At 51.5% G+C, this 13,678-nt stretch carries 16 protein-coding genes and 1 other annotated feature; of the genes, 10 read left to right on the top strand and 6 right to left on the bottom strand.

The window, feature by feature from the left end:
* Positions 1–64 precede the first annotated feature (64 nt).
* On the top strand, positions 65–580 hold the full coding sequence (luxS, locus tag AAF463_RS14915) for an S-ribosylhomocysteine lyase (RefSeq protein WP_192236523.1): 516 nt from the start codon (positions 65–67) through the stop codon (positions 578–580).
* 53 nt (positions 581–633) lie between these two features.
* On the opposite strand, the gene AAF463_RS14910 is transcribed toward luxS, so the two are convergent.
* Together AAF463_RS14910 and AAF463_RS14905 are read right to left on the bottom strand one after the other, a co-directional pair.
* Complete coding sequence (locus AAF463_RS14910) at positions 634–1,920, bottom strand: HlyC/CorC family transporter (RefSeq protein WP_101762622.1); 1,287 nt, start codon at positions 1,918–1,920, stop codon at positions 634–636.
* 10 nt (positions 1,921–1,930) lie between these two features.
* Positions 1,931–2,725 carry an inner membrane protein YpjD gene (locus AAF463_RS14905; RefSeq protein WP_008108993.1) on the bottom strand — a complete coding sequence of 265 codons (795 nt, stop codon included), beginning with the start codon at positions 2,723–2,725 and terminating at the stop codon, positions 1,931–1,933.
* Positions 2,726–2,892: 167 nt separating this feature from the next.
* Here AAF463_RS14905 and ffh point away from each other — a divergent pair, with 167 nt between their 5' ends.
* From ffh to tyrA, 7 genes are all read left to right on the top strand, one after another.
* Positions 2,893–4,254 carry a signal recognition particle protein gene (gene ffh / locus AAF463_RS14900; protein WP_101762624.1) on the top strand — a complete coding sequence of 454 codons (1,362 nt, stop codon included), beginning with the start codon at positions 2,893–2,895 and terminating at the stop codon, positions 4,252–4,254.
* A 142-nt stretch (positions 4,255–4,396) separates the two neighbouring features.
* Entirely contained in the window at positions 4,397–4,645 is a 249-nt protein-coding gene (gene rpsP, locus AAF463_RS14895; protein WP_007893313.1) for a 30S ribosomal protein S16, read from the top strand.
* Between the two features lie 18 nt (positions 4,646–4,663).
* Positions 4,664–5,212: a ribosome maturation factor RimM gene (gene rimM, locus AAF463_RS14890; RefSeq protein WP_008108998.1), complete on the top strand. Its 549-nt coding sequence runs from the start codon at positions 4,664–4,666 to the stop codon at positions 5,210–5,212.
* Positions 5,213–5,247: 35 nt separating this feature from the next.
* Positions 5,248–6,012 (top strand): tRNA (guanosine(37)-N1)-methyltransferase TrmD, encoded by a 765-nt coding sequence (gene trmD, locus AAF463_RS14885; protein ID WP_192236546.1) that lies wholly within the window; start codon positions 5,248–5,250, stop codon positions 6,010–6,012.
* Positions 6,013–6,054: 42 nt separating this feature from the next.
* Complete coding sequence (rplS, locus tag AAF463_RS14880; protein ID WP_007893316.1) at positions 6,055–6,405, top strand: 50S ribosomal protein L19; 351 nt, start codon at positions 6,055–6,057, stop codon at positions 6,403–6,405.
* Between the two features lie 387 nt (positions 6,406–6,792).
* A complete protein-coding gene (locus tag AAF463_RS14875) occupies positions 6,793–7,872 on the top strand; it encodes a 3-deoxy-7-phosphoheptulonate synthase (RefSeq protein WP_101762625.1) in 1,080 nt (359 codons plus the stop codon).
* A 6-nt stretch (positions 7,873–7,878) separates the two neighbouring features.
* A complete protein-coding gene (gene tyrA, locus AAF463_RS14870; protein ID WP_061719956.1) occupies positions 7,879–9,000 on the top strand; it encodes a bifunctional chorismate mutase/prephenate dehydrogenase in 1,122 nt (373 codons plus the stop codon).
* Between the two features lie 34 nt (positions 9,001–9,034).
* Here the strand turns inward: tyrA and pheA are convergent, their stop codons facing one another.
* From pheA to bamD, 4 genes are all read right to left on the bottom strand, one after another.
* Positions 9,035–10,198 (bottom strand): bifunctional chorismate mutase/prephenate dehydratase, encoded by a 1,164-nt coding sequence (gene pheA, locus AAF463_RS14865; protein ID WP_192236526.1) that lies wholly within the window; start codon positions 10,196–10,198, stop codon positions 9,035–9,037.
* A 22-nt stretch (positions 10,199–10,220) separates the two neighbouring features.
* Positions 10,221–10,345: a sequence feature (Phe leader region), on the bottom strand.
* Positions 10,297–10,344, bottom strand: a complete 48-nt coding sequence (gene pheL / locus AAF463_RS14860) for a pheA operon leader peptide PheL (RefSeq protein ID WP_100703679.1) — start codon at positions 10,342–10,344, stop codon at positions 10,297–10,299. Its footprint overlaps the feature before it by 48 nt.
* Positions 10,346–10,441: 96 nt before the next feature.
* Positions 10,442–10,768 (bottom strand): ribosome-associated translation inhibitor RaiA, encoded by a 327-nt coding sequence (raiA, locus tag AAF463_RS14855; protein ID WP_008109009.1) that lies wholly within the window; start codon positions 10,766–10,768, stop codon positions 10,442–10,444.
* Positions 10,769–11,044: 276 nt separating this feature from the next.
* Positions 11,045–11,785, bottom strand: a complete 741-nt coding sequence (gene bamD / locus AAF463_RS14850; RefSeq protein WP_008109011.1) for an outer membrane protein assembly factor BamD — start codon at positions 11,783–11,785, stop codon at positions 11,045–11,047.
* A 130-nt stretch (positions 11,786–11,915) separates the two neighbouring features.
* On the opposite strand from bamD, the gene rluD reads away from it, so the two are divergent.
* Together rluD and yfiH are read left to right on the top strand one after the other, a co-directional pair.
* Positions 11,916–12,896: a 23S rRNA pseudouridine(1911/1915/1917) synthase RluD gene (gene rluD, locus AAF463_RS14845; protein ID WP_110868333.1), complete on the top strand. Its 981-nt coding sequence runs from the start codon at positions 11,916–11,918 to the stop codon at positions 12,894–12,896.
* Complete coding sequence (gene yfiH / locus AAF463_RS14840; RefSeq protein ID WP_350261009.1) at positions 12,893–13,621, top strand: purine nucleoside phosphorylase YfiH; 729 nt, start codon at positions 12,893–12,895, stop codon at positions 13,619–13,621. Before rluD ends, yfiH begins: the two co-directional genes overlap by 4 nt.
* Positions 13,622–13,678: the final 57 nt, after the last annotated feature.

Genomic DNA, 13,678 nt, shown 5'->3' with positions numbered 1-13,678 from the left:
CAGACGCTGGACGAACAGAAAAGTTTCATCGTTTTAAAAAAAATCTCAAAACAGGAGGTGACGTATGCCACTACTGGATAGTTTTACTGTTGATCACACCATCATGGGCGCACCTGCAGTACGCGTAGCAAAAACCATGAAAACTCCGCATGGCGATACCATCACCGTTTTCGACCTGCGTTTTTGCCGTCCGAATATTGATATTCTGACTGAGCGTGGCATCCATACGCTGGAGCACCTGTTTGCTGGCTTCATGCGTAATCATCTGAATGGTGATGGCGTTGAAATCGTCGACATCTCGCCAATGGGTTGCCGCACCGGCTTCTACATGAGTTTGATTGGTACGCCTGACGAGCAGCGTGTTGCGAAAGCCTGGAAAGGCGCGATGGAAGATGTTCTGAAAGTCAAAGAGCAGGGCCAGATTCCAGAGCTGAACGAATATCAGTGCGGCAGCTACAAACTGCACTCACTGGATGAAGCGCAGCAGATCGCGCGCAATGTGCTGGCGCACGACATCGGCGTGAACCGCAACGAAGATTTGAAGCTGCCAGCGGAAAAGCTGAAAGAGCTGCACATCTAGTTGAGACACCATGAAAAACGCCGCGATTATCGCGGCGTTTTTGTTTACAGGCTTCAGGAGCCGATGGAGGATTTCAGTGCGTGGTGTGGCGTAATGCGCACCTGCTTCACCATGTTGTCCTGCACATCAAGGATATCGATATCGTAGGCGCCAAGGGTGACGCGAGTATCGACCAGCGGAATCTCTTCCAGTGCTTCCAGCAGCATGCCGTTAATGGTGCGCGCATCCTCTTCCGGTAACGTCCAGTTAAAGGCTTTGTTGATTTCACGCACATTGGCGCTGCCTTCAATCAATACCGAACCATCATTTTGCGGCATGACTTCTTCGGCCAGCGACGGCGACATGGAGGTGGTGAAATCGCCGACGATCTCTTCCAGAATATCTTCGATCGTCACTAAGCCTTTAACATCGCCATATTCATCAACCACCATGCCGACTTTCTTTTTGTTACGCTGAAATTTAACCAGCTGCACGTTAAGCGGCGTGCCTTCCGGTACATAGTAAATCTCATCAGCAGCACGCAGCAGGCGATCTTTGTTGAACTCTTTCTTCTCGGTCATCATGCGCCAGGCTTCACGCACGCGCAGCATACCAACGCAGTCATCCAGCGAGTCACGGAACAGGACGATACGCCCATGCGGCGAATGACTCAGCTGGCGCTCAATCGATTTCCAGTCATCATTGACGTTGATGCCGACGATCTCATTGCGCGGCACCATGATGTCATCCACGCTGACTTTCTCCAGATCGAGCACTGACAGCAGCATGTCCTGATTACGCCGCGACATCAGCGAGCGCGACTCATGCACAATGGTGCGCAACTCTTCTTTGCTTAACGCCGAACTGATGGAACCGTCGGTTTTAATGCCCACCATGCGCATCAGAATGCGGGTTATGGTATTCAGCAGCCACACCAGCGGCAGCATCACATACTGCAGCGGAGCCAGTAACACGCTGCTGGGATAGGCCACTTTTTCTGGATAGAGCGCCGCGACCGTTTTCGGCAGCACCTCGGCAAAAACCAGCACGACAAAAGTCAGAATGCCGGTAGCAATCGCTACGCCAGCATCGCCATACAGGCGCATACCGACAATGGTGCCGAGTGCGGAGGCGAGAATATTAACGAGGTTGTTGCCGATTAAAACCAGGCTGATCAGGCGGTCGGGACGACGCAGAAGTTTTTCTACCCGACGCGCGCCGCGATTGCCGCTTTTGGCTTTATGGCGCAGTTTGTAGCGATTAAGCGTCATCATGCCGGTCTCTGAACCGGAGAAATAGGCAGAGACCAGCACCATGATGACCAGCGTAATGATCAGCGTGGTGGTTGAAACGTGTTCCAACACAAAATCCTTAGTGAGAGGTGAGCAGGTGCTGAAGCACGCGGCTGCCGAAGTAGGCCATGGTTAGCAGCAATGCGCCGCCACAGTTAAACCACACGACGCGGCGTCCGCGCCAGCCTTCACGATAGTGTCCCCAAAGCAGAACGATGTAGACAAACCAGGCAATGATGGAGAGAACCGCTTTATCCACATTCTCAGCGCTAAACAGGTTATGCATGAAGAGCAAACCGGTGCACAGCACCAGCGTCAACAGCACAACGCCAATCTGCGTGATGTGGAACATTTTGCGCTCAATGCTGAGCAGCGGCGGCATATCCTGAGTGAAAGCCAGTTTCTTATTTTTCAACTGGTAATCGATCCACGCCAGCTGCAGCGCATACAGTGCCGCGATGATCAGCGTGGCATAGGCAAACAGCGACAGACCGATGTGAACCATCATGCCCGGCGTGGTTTCCAGATGCGTAATAAAGGCATTGGGCACAAAGGTGGCAAAGGCCAGATTAATCAATGCAAAGCTGTAAACAATCGGCAGCAGCAGCCAGCCACGATTGCGCGAGGCGACAATTGTCATGATGGCGCAGATCAGCAGGCTAACCAGCGAGCCGATATTAAGCAGGCTGAGGTTTTGCCCGTTATCAACAGCAAAAATGCGCTGCTGCAGAGCAACGGCGTGCGCAATCAGCGCCACGCAGGCAGAAAGCACAGCAAAACGACGCCAGCCACCGTTGCGTTTAAGCAGGCTGGGAATGATCAATGCAAGGCTGAGGGAGTAGGCGAACAGCGCCACGATCGCGAAAACGAACATAGATCCTTTCATGTATCGGTCAGATAAGGAAAAAAGCAGTATAGCGCCAGCAGCAGCAGGCTCCAAACGATCTGACGGTCAATTGCAGAGATCGCTTCGTCTTCGTGTTATAATCCGCCGCATTGTGTCGCCTATGGCGGCCTCGCTACGGTTCTAAGTGAGAGAGCATGTTTGATAATTTAACCGATCGTTTGTCGCAAACCCTGCGCAATATCAGCGGCCGCGGAAGGCTGACTGAAGACAACATCAAAGACACGCTGCGTGAAGTCCGCATGGCGCTGCTGGAAGCTGACGTTGCGCTGCCGGTAGTGCGTGAATTTATTAATCGCGTGAAAGAGGCCGCCGTTGGCCACGATGTGAACAAAAGCCTGACGCCAGGCCAGGAGTTCATCAAAATCGTGCGCAACGAACTGGTTGCGGCGATGGGCGCTGAAAATAATGCGCTCAATCTGAATGCTCAGCCGCCAGCCGTGGTGCTGATGGCAGGTTTGCAAGGTGCCGGTAAAACCACTAGCGTGGCGAAACTGGGTAAATTCTTGCGCGAGAAGCATAAGAAAAAAGTGCTGGTAGTTTCTGCTGACGTTTATCGCCCTGCGGCGATCAAACAGCTGGAAACCCTGGCTGGCCAGGTCGGCGTGGATTTCTGTCCGTCCGATCTGAGTCAAAAGCCGGTCGATATTGTTCAGAACGCGCTGAAACAAGCCAAAGTGCAATTCTACGATGTGCTGCTGGTGGATACCGCCGGTCGTTTACACGTCGATGAAGCGATGATGGACGAAATCAAACAGGTACACGCCGCGATAAATCCGGTGGAAACCCTGTTTGTGGTCGATGCCATGACCGGTCAGGATGCCGCCAACACTGCGAAAGCCTTCAACGAAGCGCTGCCGCTGACCGGTGTGATCCTGACTAAAGTCGATGGTGATGCGCGCGGTGGTGCGGCGCTGTCGATTCGTCATATTACCGGCAAGCCAATCAAATTTATGGGGATGGGCGAAAAGACCGAAGCGCTGGAAGCTTTCTATCCAGAGCGTATCGCGTCGCGCATTCTTGGCATGGGCGATGTTCTGTCGCTGATCGAAGATATCGAAAGCAAAGTTGACCGCGATCAGGCGGAGAAACTGGCGAAGAAACTGAAAACCGGCGACGGTTTTGATCTCAACGACTTCCTTGAGCAGTTGAAGCAGATGCGCAACATGGGCGGCATGGCGAGCCTGATGGGCAAACTGCCGGGCATGGGGCAACTGCCTGACAACGTGAAATCGCAGATGGATGATAAAGTGCTGGTCCGCATGGAAGCCATCATCAATTCGATGACGCGTAAAGAGCGTGAGAAGCCAGAAATTATCAAGGGGTCGCGCAAACGTCGTATTGCGTTGGGCTCAGGCATGCAGGTGCAAGATGTCAATCGACTGCTGAAACAGTTCGATGATATGCAGCGCATGATGAAGAAAATGAAGAAAGGCGGCATGGCCAAAATGATGCGTGGCATGAAAGGTATGATGCCGCCTGGATTCCCTGGTCGCTAAGGCGGCCGTCATAAAGCCGGAAATTTGGCACGCTTAGGTTGCTTTTTGCGCCAAAATGAGTAAAATTTTCGGGCTTTTTATATCGCGCTCGGGCCCCGTTCCTCGATGGGGCCCGAGCGCTTTATTAACTAATGAGGATGTTATGGTAACAATTCGTTTGGCACGTCACGGCGCTAAAAAGCGTCCGTTCTATCAGGTCGTCGTCACTGACAGCCGCAATGCTCGTAACGGTCGTTTCATCGAGCGCGTAGGTTTCTTCAACCCGATCGCTTCTGGTCAGGCTGAAGGTCTGCGTCTGGATCTGGACCGTATTGAGCACTGGGTTGGCCAGGGCGCAACGCTTTCTGATCGCGTTAACGCGCTGATCAAAGAAGCAAAGAAAGCAGCTTAATCTGTCACGGTGGTGAGCATGAGCATTAAACCTGCCGGGCAGCCTCCCGTTAACCCGATTGTATTGGGAAAAATGGGCGCGGCTTACGGAATTCGGGGTTGGCTCAAAGTGTTTTCCTCCACTGAAGACGCTGAAAGCATCTTCGACTACCAACCTTGGTTCATCCAGCGCGCCGGTAAATGGCAGCAGGTCGAACTCGAGGGCTGGAAGCACCACAATCAGGACCTGATCATCAAAGTCAAAGGCATTGACGATCGGGACGCTGCGGCACAGTTGACCAATTGCGAAATTACGGTCGACTCCACGCAGCTGCCAGCGCTGGAAGCAGGCGATTACTACTGGAAAGACCTTATGGGTATGAAAGTAGTGAACCTCGAAGGCTACGAAATGGGCAAAGTCATTGATTTGATGGAAACCGGATCGAACGACGTTCTCGTCGTTAAGGCAAACCTGAAGGATGCATTCGGTGCGCAAGAGCGGTTAATCCCGTTTCTTGATGAACAGGTTATCAAGAAAGTCGATCTCTCTACTGGCCTTATTGAAGTAGATTGGGATCCTGGTTTTTGATCTCCGGACAATCCGGTAACGTAACGGCGAACGCGATGTGGATTGGTGTTATTAGCCTGTTTCCAGAGATGTTTCGCGCTATTACCGAGTACGGGGTAACTGGCCGGGCAGTAAAAAATGGCCTGCTCGACATTCAAAGCTGGAGTCCTCGTGACTTCACGCATGACCGGCACCGTACCGTGGACGATCGTCCTTACGGCGGCGGACCGGGAATGTTGATGATGGTGCAACCCTTACGGGACGCCATCTCCGCAGCGAAAGCAGCGGCGGGAGAAGGTGCTAAGGTGATTTATCTTTCACCTCAGGGACGCAAACTGGACCAACAGGGCGTTTGCGAACTGGCGACCCATCAGAAGTTGATTCTGGTGTGTGGTCGCTATGAAGGGATAGATGAGCGCGTGATTCACACTGAGATTGATGAAGAGTGGTCAATCGGTGATTACGTGCTCAGTGGCGGTGAGCTGCCAGCCATGACGTTGATAGACTCGGTCGCGCGGTTTATTCCCGGCGTACTGGGAAAACAGGCGTCAGCCGATGAGGATTCGTTCTCGGATGGTTTGCTGGATTGCCCGCACTACACCCGACCTGAAGTGTTAGAAGGGATGGAAGTTCCGCCAGTTTTACTGTCGGGCAACCATGCCGATATTCGCCGCTGGCGCCTGAAACAGTCGTTAGGCCGTACCTGGCTAAGAAGACCTGAACTTCTGGAAAACCTGGCTCTGACTGAAGAGCAAGCACGGTTGCTAAATGAGTTCCAGCGTGAACATCAGCAGCAACAAAACGATGAGGCGGGAGAGTAATCTTCCCTCACTATCAGTTTACCCAGGATAAGAGATTTAATTATGAGCAATATTATCAAGCAACTTGAACAAGAGCAGATGAAGCAGGACGTACCTTCATTCCGTCCGGGTGATTCCGTGGAAGTGAAAGTATGGGTCGTAGAAGGTTCTAAGAAGCGTCTGCAGGCATTCGAGGGCGTGGTTATCGCTATTCGTAACCGCGGTCTGCATTCTGCATTCACTGTTCGTAAGATTTCTAACGGCGAAGGTGTTGAGCGTGTCTTCCAGACTCACTCTCCAGTAATTGACAGCATTGCTGTTAAACGTCGTGGTGCTGTGCGTAAAGCCAAACTGTATTACCTGCGTGAGCGTACCGGTAAGTCAGCTCGTATCAAAGAGCGTCTTGGCGCGTAAGCGACTTCTCAAAGTTAATAGCAAACAAGGGGTTGGCCATTTGGCCAGCCCCTTTTTTTATGGGCGTATAAGGGCGCAGGATCATCCCTAAGATGGAAAGTGTATGTTTCCTGAAAATAATGAAAATCAAAATGTTATACCAAACTTTTAGTTGAGAGCATCATCAGAACATAATTGTATGTAACCTTTAGTTTACACTTTCACTCTTCCGTCATTTCAATTATGTATATGATTTTAATGGTTTTTTTAATATTGCCTGTGTTTTTTATTTGATGTGGTAATAAATGTGTACATAGCTGGATTGCAACCTGTACAGGGTGTGATAAAGTAAGCGCCATCCTCAGAGAGGATCCCAAACCGCATAAACGAGTAAAAAGGATCGCAATCATGCAAAAAGACGCGCTGAACAATGTGCATATCGCCGACGAACAAATTTTGATTACCCCGCAAGAGCTGAAAGCCAAATTCCCGCTCACTGCGGCGCAGGAAGCGCAAATTGCGTCTTCTCGCCAAACCATTGCCGACATAATTGCGGGCCGCGATCCGCGTCTGTTGGTGGTTTGTGGTCCTTGTTCGATTCACGATACTGAAGCCGCACTTGCCTATGCCCGTCAGTTGCAATCTCTCTCTGCACAGTTGAAGGATCAGCTGTACATCGTTATGCGCGTTTATTTTGAAAAACCTCGAACCACCGTCGGCTGGAAGGGGTTAATCAACGATCCTTACATGAACAACTCGTTTGATATGGAAGCTGGCCTGCATATCGCGCGTCAACTGCTGGTTAATCTCGTTGAGATGGGTTTACCGCTGGCGACCGAAGCGCTGGATCCGAATAGCCCGCAATATCTTGGCGATCTGTTTAGCTGGTCAGCGATTGGTGCGCGTACCACTGAATCACAAACCCACCGTGAAATGGCTTCAGGCCTTTCCATGCCGGTTGGTTTTAAAAATGGTACGGATGGCAGCCTGGGCACCGCGATTAACGCCATGCGCGCCGCCGCAATGCCGCACCGTTTTGTTGGCATCAATCAGGCCGGCCAGGTTTGCTTGCTGCAAACGCAGGGCAACCCAGATGGGCATGTGATTCTGCGCGGCGGTAAAGCACCAAACTACGGTCCAGAAGATGTCGCTCAGTGTGAAAAAGAGATGCTGAAAGCGGGACTGCGTCCGGCCTTAATGATAGATTGCAGCCATGGTAATTCTAACAAAGACTATCGTCGCCAGCCTGGCGTAGCCGAATCGGCTATTGCGCAGATTAAAGATGGAAACCGTTCCATCATTGGCCTGATGTTGGAAAGCAACATTCATGAAGGCAACCAGTCTTCTGAACAGCCACGTAGCGAAATGAAATACGGTGTGTCCGTCACTGATGCCTGCATCAACTGGGAAACCACTGAAACGTTGCTGCGTGAAATCCATCAGGATCTGCAGGGAGTGCTGTCGGCGCGTCTGTCACACGAGGTGTAATGAGTCATGGTGGCTGAACTGACCGCGCTACGCGATCAAATCGATGAAGTAGATAAAGCACTGCTTGGGTTACTGGCAAAACGACTGGAGCTGGTAGCCGAAGTAGGGGAAGTTAAAAGCCGCTACGGTTTGCCGATCTATGTTCCTGAGCGTGAGGCCAGCATGCTGGCTTCACGCCGCCAGGAAGCTGAAGCGCTCGGCGTGTCGCCGGACTTAATTGAAGATGTATTGCGTCGTTTGATGCGTGAATCCTATGCGCATGAAAATGACAAAGGCTTCAAAACGCTGTGTCCGACATTGCGTCCGGTGGTGATTGTAGGTGGCCGCGGCCAGATGGGGCGTCTGTTTGAAAAGATGCTGACGCTTTCTGGCTATCAGGTCCGCATTCTGGATAAAGGCGATTGGGAACGCTCTGACGAGCTGCTGAAAGATGCGGGCATGGTGATCATCAGTGTGCCAATTCATCTGACCGAGCAAATCATCGGTGAGCTGCCGAAATTGCCAGAAGACTGCATTCTGGTCGATCTGGCTTCGGTGAAGAATCGCCCGCTGCAGGCGATGCTGGCCGCGCACACCGGACCGGTTCTGGGCTTGCATCCGATGTTTGGCCCGGACAGCGGCAGCCTGGCAAAGCAGGTTGTGGTTTGGTGTGATGGCCGTCAGCCGGAAGCTTATCAGTGGTTCCTTGAGCAGATTCAGGTGTGGGGCGCGCGGCTGCATCGTATTAGTGCCGTTGAGCACGACCAGAATATGGCGTTTATTCAGGCACTGCGTCACTTTGCGACTTTCGCTTACGGTCTGCATCTGGCGGAAGAGAACGTTAATCTGGATCAGCTGTTGGCGCTATCTTCACCGATATACCGCCTTGAACTGGCAATGGTTGGACGTCTGTTTGCGCAGGATCCGCAGCTTTACGCGGACATCATCATGTCCTCGGAGAGTAATCTGGCGCTGATTAAACGTTATTACCAGCGATTTGGCGATGCGATAAAACTGCTCGAGCAGGGCGATAAGCAAGCCTTTATCGATAGCTTTGAGCGCGTCGAACACTGGTTTGGTGATTACGCGAAACGCTTCCTGGTCGAAAGCAGAAGCATGCTGCGATCGGCGAACGATAGCCGGCAGTAAAAAACAAAAGGCATCCGTGAGGATGCCTTTTTGCTTAGAGGCGCGGCTCAACCGGCACCACATTCTCGCCGGGGTAGCAGCCAAGAACTTTTAATGAACGGGTTAAGCCGCTCAACTCGGTTAACGCCAGCTGCATATTTTCTGACTGCAGATTGCCCTGCACATCAATATAAAACATCTCTTCCCACGGATTGCCGTTGATGGGGCGGTTTTCCAGTTTGCTCATGATGAGGCCGTGGTTACGTAATACCATCAGCGCTTCAACCAATGCGCCTGCTTGTTGACCCGTCGCCATGATCAGCGTTGTTTTCGCCGGAACCTGACCAGACACTTCAATCGCTTTACGTGCCAGCACGATGAAGCGCGTGTGGTTCTGCTGTTGATTGGCCAGATTGCGCTCCAGCACCTGCAATCCATACAGCTCACCACCCGCTTCGCTACCCAATGCGGCAACCTTTGTTGAATTCATCGCTGCCACTTTCTCCATCGCTGCAGCGGTGCTTTCGGTGTATTCGATTTTCCACTGCGGGAAACGATTAATGAACTGGCTGCACTGCTGGAATGGCTGTGGATGGCTATATACCGTTTCGATCTGCTGCAAATCGGTGCTGCCGTTGACCAGCACACAATGCTCAATTGGAATGGTCAGTTCACCCACAATCGATAGCGTGGTTTGCTGAAGCAGATCGTAAACGTCGTTGATCGAACCAGAGCTGGTATTTTCAATCGGCATCACCGCGTAGTCCGCTTGTCCACTTTCCACCTGATGGATGATGTCATGGAATTTCAGGCAGCCAATCTCAACCATTGAATCAAAATGTCGGGTGGCGTATTTGCGCGCCGCAAGATGTGAGTAGGAACCTTTCGGACCGAGGAATGCAATGCGCGGTGCGTGAGCATGTGGATGGTTGAGATTCTTTTGCAACAAGGCTTGCTGAGTTAGAACCGAATCTTCAATCACCAACTGAAACAGGCGAGTGATGTAATGCGCATCAAGCTGATGCTTTTTACCCAGTGAAATTAAGTTTTCCAGCAGAGCGCGCTCACGCTCAACATCGCGGATAGGGCGATGCGTTGCCAGTTTAGCCTGCGCAACTTCAACGGCCAGTATGCGACGCTCTGACAAAAGCGCTAAGAGTTTTTCATCAACGGCGCTGATTTTATCGCGTAATGCCAGCAGCGGATTTTCGGGATTCATAGGGCTCACCTGTAAAATGTCCAATAAAAAAGCCTCCCATTTGGGAGGCTTTGTTGTTCGTCTTCGCATTCATTTTCACATGACGAATCGCCTCCCAATCAGGGGAAGGTAAAAAAGAATGCGAAGAAGAACGGCAGATGTTTCATGATTGTTTCCATAAATAAAGTGGCTTGAGAGTAACCGCAGTGATTTAAAGCTGTCAATAAAAAACGCGCCCGGAGGCGCGTTACTAAAGATGTTTGCTTATTCCGTAGGAAGAAAATCTTTCACACTGCTGTTGGCGCGACGGGCTTCGGGTTTGTGTTGCGCTTTATTGAGTTGTCGCTCCAGCTTGGCAATCAAGTCATTGATGGCCGTATACATATCATCATGTTTCGCGCTGGCAACCAGCGTACCGTTAGGCGTATTAATGGTGGCATCAGCCACAAACTCCTTCGGCTCTTTTGATAACACAATGTGAGGGTTTATCAGATGTGTTTGCCATTTTTCCAGCTTGGCGAGACGCTCTTCAACGTGGTTACGGATGGCCTCGGTGATTTCCATTTGTTTGCTGGTAATGTTCAGAATCATAGTTAAACCTCTCTGTCATTTCCGTGTGGGTAGGTCCAGCATACCGAGGAAATTAAGAAAATGTGTGATCTAAATCACATTGAAATGTCACTTTTTGTCAATGCCGCTTAATTGTGAGAAAGGCCGGGAAAGTGGCGGGAAATACTTGAAGACGACTGGGGAAGGGCGCATGATTGACTGGATAACTGCAGCGATAAATCTGTAAAACTGCTGGATTATCCACAAAGTGACATAAAAAAAGCAGCCTCATGGGCTGCTTTTTTGTGGATGTAATAATCAGGACTGATTATTTGCCGCAATGATTTTTGCCACTTTGTCGGCTTCAGCCGTCAACTGCAGTTGGCGGTAAGCATTCTCCATCAACGGTAACGCTTCATGAGTCGCCTCAGTATCCGGATAATCCTTCATCATTGTTTCCACGCGGTTAACAACAGCGACATAGGCACCGCGCTTGGTATAGAATTGCGCCACCGAGAGTTCATACTTCGCCAGGCGCTCTTTCAGGAATGCCAAACGTTTCTGCGCATCCGCAGCATATTGGCTGTTTGGATAACCGCGCAGTAATTGCGAGAAGTCACGGAAAGCATCACGAGCGTGCGTCGGATCACGATCGGAACGATCGATACCGAAGAAGCCCTGCAGTGCAGAATCATCCAGCGCCATATCCGTCAGACCTTTCATATAGATGACATAGTCGATATTCGGATGGGTTGGATTCAGACGCATAAAGCGAGAAATAGCGGCTTGCGCCAGTGGCAGATCGGCATTTTTGTAATACGCGTAGATCAAATCCAGCTGTACTTGCTGCGAGTAAGGACCAAACGGATAGCGGTTATCCAGTGCTTCCAGTTGCTTAATCGCCGCTTTAAAGTTACCGTCCTGCAGCTTTTGCTGGGCCGTGGCGTAAATTTCAGACGGCGGGCTGTCCGGGACTGGATCTGATGAGCCAGAACAACCCACAAGCGCCAGGCTCAGGCTCAGTGTGGCAGCAGCCACCAGATGTTTCATACGCGTCATGACGAAATGATTATCCTCAAAGTGTTGTAGCAGAAGCTGTCCGTATAGCTCCCAGTTATGACCAGGTACGATAGCACATTATATTAAACGGCATCGCCGTGAAAACCCAACGTTAACGAAGAAGCTGTATATGGCACAACAAGTTCAACTCACCGCAACGGTGTCCGAAGCACAGCTTGGACAACGCTTAGATCAGACTTTGGCAGAATTGTTCCCTGATTATTCACGTTCTCGCATAAAAGAATGGATTCTTGAGCGCCGAGTCAGCGTCAACGGCACTATCATCGATAAACCAAAAGAAAAAGTTTTTGGCGGTGAGCATGTCTCCATTGATGCTGAGATCGAAGAAGAGCAACGCTGGGAAGCGCAAAATATCCCACTGAATATCGTCTATGAAGATGACGACATTCTGGTCATCAACAAACCTCGCGGTTTGGTGGTACATCCCGGCGCCGGTAATCCTGATGGCACAGTGCTTAACGCACTGCTTTATCACTATCCACCGATCGTTGATGTGCCTCGTGCAGGTATTGTTCATCGTCTGGATAAAGATACCACCGGTTTGATGGTGGTCGCGAAAACCGTTCCTGCGCAAACGCACCTGGTTGAAACGCTGCAGCTGCGCGAAATCACGCGTGAGTATGAAGCGGTGGCTATTGGCACCATGACTGCGGGCGGTACGGTGGATCAGCCCATGGCGCGCCACTCAACCAAACGTACGCACATGGCGGTGCACCCGATGGGTAAACCGGCAACCACGCACTATCGCATCATGGAGCACTTCCGTGCCCATACGCGTTTGCGTTTGCGTCTCGAAACCGGTCGTACCCATCAGATCCGTGTGCATATGGCGCATATTAACCATCCGCTGGTGGGCGATCCGCTGTACGGTGGCCGTCCACGCCCGCCAAAAGGGGCATCTGAAGCTTTCATCACTACGCTACGGGGTTTTGATCGCCAGGCGCTGCATGCCACGATGTTACGTCTCTATCACCCAATCACCGGTATTGAGATGGAATGGCATGCGCCGTTGCCGCAGGATATGGTCGATTTAATTGATGCGCTGAAAGCCGATACCCTTGAATTCCGCGATCAGATGGATTGGCTATGAGTGAATGGATCATCCCGGATTGGCCTGCGCCGCAGCATGTTCGGGCATGTTCCACCACGCGTTACGGCGGCGTCAGCGCTGCTCCATGGGATTCGTTGAATCTTGGTGGGCATGTTGGCGACGCTGAGGCGCAGGTTGCTCAGAATCGTCAGCGCCTGGTTGAGCAACTGACGTTACCTGCAATGCCGCAATGGCTGGATCAGATCCATGGTCAATTGGTTGCGCGTTTACCCGCCAGCGATCCGCTGCCGCGTGCTGATGCCGCAATCACGCGTGAAAGCGGGGTTGTTTGCGCAGTGATGACGGCGGATTGTTTGCCGGTGCTGTTCTGCAGCAAGGATGGTAGTGAAGTCGCGGCAGCACATGCCGGTTGGCGTGGACTCTGTAATGGTGTGCTGGAACAGACGTTGTCGCAGTTTCACTGCGCGCCAAATGACATTCATGCATGGCTTGGTCCGGCAATTGGGCCGCTGGCATTTGAAGTTGGCTCGGAAGTCAGAACGGCATTTATGGCCCATGATTCACAAGCGGAAGAGGCTTTCCGCCCGGCGGGTAACAAATACTTTGCCGATATTTGGCTGCTGGCGCGTCATCGTCTACAGGCCGCTGGCGTGCATTCCATCAGCGGTTCAACGCGATGTACCTTCCATGAGCGCGATGATTTTTTCTCCTACCGACGCGACGGAATCACCGGGCGTATGGCAACTTTGATTTGGCTGAGATAACCTTACGCCACAAGACGGTCCAGTTAGCGTATTTTTTGCTCACAACTCAGGTCATTA

It is taken from the genome of Pantoea sp. BJ2 (assembly GCF_040255075.1).
GTDB classification, from domain to species: Bacteria; Pseudomonadota; Gammaproteobacteria; order Enterobacterales; family Enterobacteriaceae; genus Pantoea; species Pantoea leporis.
The sequence above is the reverse complement of the archived record's forward strand: the minus strand, read 5'-3'. Positions and strand labels throughout refer to the sequence as shown.

Bases quoted from the DNA above. Each gene is read 5' to 3' on its own strand.
- luxS (WP_192236523.1), top strand. From the start codon at position 65: ATGCCACTACTGGATAGTTTTACTGTTGATCACACCATCATGGGCGCA.
- AAF463_RS14905 (WP_008108993.1), bottom strand. From the start codon at position 2,725: ATGTTCGTTTTCGCGATCGTGGCGCTGTTCGCCTACTCCCTCAGCCTT.
- ffh (WP_101762624.1), top strand. From the start codon at position 2,893: ATGTTTGATAATTTAACCGATCGTTTGTCGCAAACCCTGCGCAATATC.
- rpsP (WP_007893313.1), top strand. From the start codon at position 4,397: ATGGTAACAATTCGTTTGGCACGTCACGGCGCTAAAAAGCGTCCGTTC.
- rimM (WP_008108998.1), top strand. From the start codon at position 4,664: ATGAGCATTAAACCTGCCGGGCAGCCTCCCGTTAACCCGATTGTATTG.
- trmD (WP_192236546.1), top strand. From the start codon at position 5,248: ATGTGGATTGGTGTTATTAGCCTGTTTCCAGAGATGTTTCGCGCTATT.
- rplS (WP_007893316.1), top strand. From the start codon at position 6,055: ATGAGCAATATTATCAAGCAACTTGAACAAGAGCAGATGAAGCAGGAC.
- AAF463_RS14875 (WP_101762625.1), top strand. From the start codon at position 6,793: ATGCAAAAAGACGCGCTGAACAATGTGCATATCGCCGACGAACAAATT.
- tyrA (WP_061719956.1), top strand. From the start codon at position 7,879: ATGGTGGCTGAACTGACCGCGCTACGCGATCAAATCGATGAAGTAGAT.
- pheA (WP_192236526.1), bottom strand. From the start codon at position 10,198: ATGAATCCCGAAAATCCGCTGCTGGCATTACGCGATAAAATCAGCGCC.
- raiA (WP_008109009.1), bottom strand. From the start codon at position 10,768: ATGATTCTGAACATTACCAGCAAACAAATGGAAATCACCGAGGCCATC.
- bamD (WP_008109011.1), bottom strand. From the start codon at position 11,785: ATGACGCGTATGAAACATCTGGTGGCTGCTGCCACACTGAGCCTGAGC.
- rluD (WP_110868333.1), top strand. From the start codon at position 11,916: ATGGCACAACAAGTTCAACTCACCGCAACGGTGTCCGAAGCACAGCTT.
- yfiH (WP_350261009.1), top strand. From the start codon at position 12,893: ATGAGTGAATGGATCATCCCGGATTGGCCTGCGCCGCAGCATGTTCGG.